At 50.1% G+C, this 4,329-nt stretch carries 1 protein-coding gene; it reads right to left on the reverse strand.

Translation table 11 applies throughout. The features are described from left to right. Window positions 1–4,329, reverse strand: a 4,329-nt coding sequence (locus tag PG728_RS09250) for a SpaA isopeptide-forming pilin-related protein (protein ID WP_270627265.1), incomplete at both ends; no start/stop codon positions are given.

The following is a 4,329-nucleotide window of genomic DNA, read 5'->3' on the forward strand; positions in this document are numbered from 1 at the left end:
GACCACAATCGAGGACTCCTTCTTCGACTCCTCATTAGGAACCAACAACTCACTCTGCACCAGCAGCGCCTTACCATCAGCGTCTAAAATCCGCCCATCCGCGCCAACCTGGAAATACAATGGCTCACTATTCTTGATATAACCCTCAGGAGCCTTAGTCTCTACCAAGGTATAAACCTGATTAACCACCAGATTATCGAGGATGACATTAGCAGCCGATCCCCCGGTGGTTACCGACCTAACAAGCTCGCCAGTCCCCTTACCCTTATAAAGATTAAAAGAAGCACCAGCCTTAACCACGCCATCACCGCGCTGCCACTCACCAAACACCTTGCCCTTACCAGCCATGCCCCGCACACCCAACTTCGACAAAGACACCGCGCCTTTATCGTTCACAACCTTTCCACCCACGCCAAGAGTCAATTTAAGCCCCCGCAAGTTAGTACACTCCGAACCCGTACAACGAGTAATGGTGAAATCAATCGGAGCGATCGGCTGCAGGTGACGATCACCCACGTTTTCAGTCAAACGCCACCGACCCGCAGGCAAACCATAAAACTTCACAAAACCATCATCATTAGAACGAACCGTCACCGGCGCAGAATTAGGAGCCACAAACCTACCCGTACCAACAGGATTACAATCCTCATCCCCAGGTTTCTTGCCCGCAGTAGAACACTTAACCTCCTCAACCGCAACCGGAGTAACCGTAAACTCCACACCAGCCAACACATGACCAAGCGCATCAACCTTAGTAAACTCCACCGAACCAGTAACCGGCTCAACCGGATGCCAACGGCTGAAGTTCTTTACTGTTCCTAAATCGATTTGGTAAACGTTTTGGTCGGTAAAGTTTTTGTCGCTGAAGTGGGTCGAGGTGAGTACGAACGATTTATCGCTAACCTGGTAGCCTTCGGGTGCGGATAGTTCTCGCACTGTCCAGCCGGGTTTCGCGTCTACCTCGTTGAACGATACTGTCCCGTCTTCGCCAGAGATTGCGGTAGCAACCAGCACACCTTGCGGGTCGTATAAACCAAATTGCGCTCCGGCAAGAGCATCTTCTTTCACGTTGAATCCCTCTACCTTAAACCCGGTTTTATGCAGGATAATGTTGGAGGGCGGTGGAACCAGGGTATTGATTACCTGGTTCGAGTACAGCGTGCCTTTGTGGGATTCCCCGTCGGAGGAAAAGTCGTTTATTGCCTGTTTACCCAGGTGTTCTTGGGAGCGCGGATCAGCGCCCGCCGGGCCAGCAATCATGGGGACGGTTGCCCACACTTCGGAGCGTGCCTTCTGCTCACTGCTGGTGCTTAGTTTCAAACCGGTCACTGCCCCACAGGGTTCATCGTTCCAGGTAGCACCTTTAAGGGTTTCTTTTGTCAGATTGGTATCGCAGGTGTATTGGGCTTTCCAGCCGGGCACACTGCTCCCATCTGCCATTGCGAAGGTTACTTTTGCTCCGCTGCGATATTGGTTTATCAGGTTAGAGCCTTCTCGCGCCTCGGTTCCCGCTACCGGTAACAGGTCATATATCACCGAGTTTCGTTCGGGAGTTTCCCCGTATCCCAGCCGTAACTGGTATTCGAAGTTTGCTCCTGCCAGGGTCTGGATTTTGTCGGTCCAGGGCGCGTTGGGTTTGGCTTTTCGTATCCGCTTGTAGATATAAGTTTCATCTCCGACTGAAACCTTGGTGGTATTCTCGGCCTTTGACCAAATACCTGTCCCGGCTACCGGGTCATTTTCTACTTTGTTTAGGTAGACAATTTTCCCTTGGGCGCGCACGAATGCTTCGTTTACCATAAAGCCGCCGGGGGTACGTTTGGAGATATAGGTTTCTAGCTGTCCCACGTTGTAAACATCGTTTACGTTGGTAACCTGGTCGGCGAGGAACCTGACCGCTTGCCGCCCAGTATTATTCCAGTTAGATACGATTTCGTACCGCGCTCCCGGCAGAGCCGCGAATGTCCCGGTCATGGTCACGCCTTGTACTTCTAGCCCATTGGGCAACACGTCTACCAGCTCAAAGGCAGTCAAGGGTACACCATAGTCGGTTTCTATTTCGGCGCCCACGGTATAGGTACCGGTCTTACCGGTGAGGGTGAGTTTTTCAAAAGTGTTCCATTTGAGAGCTTTTATGGTTTTACCCTCGGGACGAATGTTGATGAATGCTTCTTTCTTTTTTTCACCAGAGCGTACCGAGTTAGCTAGGGGGGCTTCACACTTTGTTTGTTCGCACAGCTTTTTAGCGCTGTCCCTAAAACGCGTGTGTACTTTACTGATGGTACGTTTTCCAGGCTGCGCCTGGGTTTTGCTGACCCACCGCAACCAAATATCAGGGTATTTAGTTAATTCTTCGGGCAGTTCGATGCGTTTACCGTCAGTAATATCTATGGAATATAAATGTTTGTCTACCCCATCTTTCGAGGACAAGATTTCTAGTTTCCCGCCGATAAAGAACGGATCGGGGGTTACCCCGGTATAGCGCAACCGTTTATCTAGGTTGTAGTCTTCTACGTTCACGATTCCAGCAGTCTGGGTGGTGTTATCGGTGTAAACACTCCAGTTGATTTCTTTTTTCCGGTCACTGTCGGTGTCAAACAGGGTGGGTTCCGCGTCCACATAGTGCGGCCCGTCTGCTTTTTTATCGAGGGCAGTCCCGGAGGGGAAGGTTTCGATTGGCTTATAGAAACTAATCCTGGTTCTTGCCGACCCGGTAATTACGGGTTCTTTAGCCCCTTGTTCTTCAGGAGTCAGGGTGAAGTCGGCACTATTGTTGATTCTTTCTTGCTTTTTCGCCCCCGGGAAGTGGAGCTTTAGCGTGCCTAAACCGGCGTATTCGCTGTGAATTATTCGATCTTTATCCGTATAAGTCAGAGTCACCCCGTCGCCCCCAAGCGTCCAGCCAGGGTTTTCTTCCGCCACGAACTGGGCACGAGCAGTGGTTCCGTCTGCTTTGGTGTACTCGGGTAAAACATCGGTGATGGTGTAACCCTTCACGTTACGGAACAGGTCTTTTTTAATCCCGAACGTAAAGGTGACCGCGTTTTTACCGGTCTCGGCTACGTGCCCATTTTCGTCTTCATCATAATCACGGCACACCCCCAGGCTGCACCCTACCGCATCTTTGATAAAGGTGGGCATCAAATAGTAACCTTGCAAGTTCACCGGCCCGGGCTGGGATGCCGGGTTGGGCTTAACCACGTAACGGGTTCCATCATCAGCCGTTTCTATCAAGGTAGCAGTGACGGGATAGCTCCCATCCGAGGGAGTAACCCGCTCTTTTAACCGCCAGTGAATCGGGATGGAGGTTCTGCGATTCGCACCGTAATTTTCTTTTAATTTTATTTCGAGGACGCCGGGGGCGACCACGGTAGCAGAAGTAAAACCGTAGGCATCTTTAATTCCAGATTCTACATACTCGACCCGGGACGGATCATAGGTTACCCGAATAACCCCGTTAGCTAGCTCAGCGCCGGGCGCGTCCCCACCATAGGTGATATCGGTACGCAGCTTTTTACCTATCTGGTCTTTAAGGATATCAGAGCTGGGGAAGTTCCCTTTTTCATCTGCCGGCTCATTAGTGAGCTTACCGCTTAACTCTAACAAACCATAGGTGGTGTTCTTCAAGGATTCTGGAACCGGTTTATAAACGAAAGTTAGTTCTTTATCTTCCCCATCAAGAGCAATCTTTTGCACCTCTGGCACGCTGTAACCGGCAATCACGGGAGGCGAGAAATTATATTCGTCTCCCCCATCGAGGGTGTTCAATACCTGCTCTGTTGCTGGTTTTAGCTCTTTACCGTTCTCGTCCACATATTTGGCAGTCACCTTGGTATCAACCAAAATAATAATCTTGCCCGGCACCGACGCCACATGATTAGGATTCTTCCCAGATTCGGGCCGCAAATAAACCGGTCCCTTAATCCCCATAACGTAATGGTTGTCAGTAATGTTATTCTTAAGCATCTGCACGGTTTGTTCTAGCTGCTCATCAGCAACCTTAAAGACCGGAGCGCCCAAACTCATGTCTTTGAATGCGCCTTTAACAGAAGTCAGGTTACCTAAATAATCCGGCAACTTGGTTATCCCAGTACCGACGAAAGCTACCTCGCGTATTGTTTTAACATTTCCCCAAGAGTCGGGAATGTCTTTCAACGCTTGTGCATCACCAAAAGCAGCAGCACCGATTTCGCTAACTTTTCCCCAGCTTTCAGGGATTTTTACCAGATTTTTATCATATCTAAAGGCTGAATGGTCTATCTTAACAACTTCACCCCTGTGTGGTTTCAGGAGATGTGTCCGTTTTTCTTGGGGTTGGGGTTTTAAGAT

Source organism: Varibaculum timonense, from assembly GCF_027694345.1.
GTDB classification, from domain to species: Bacteria; Actinomycetota; Actinomycetes; order Actinomycetales; family Actinomycetaceae; genus Varibaculum; species Varibaculum timonense_A.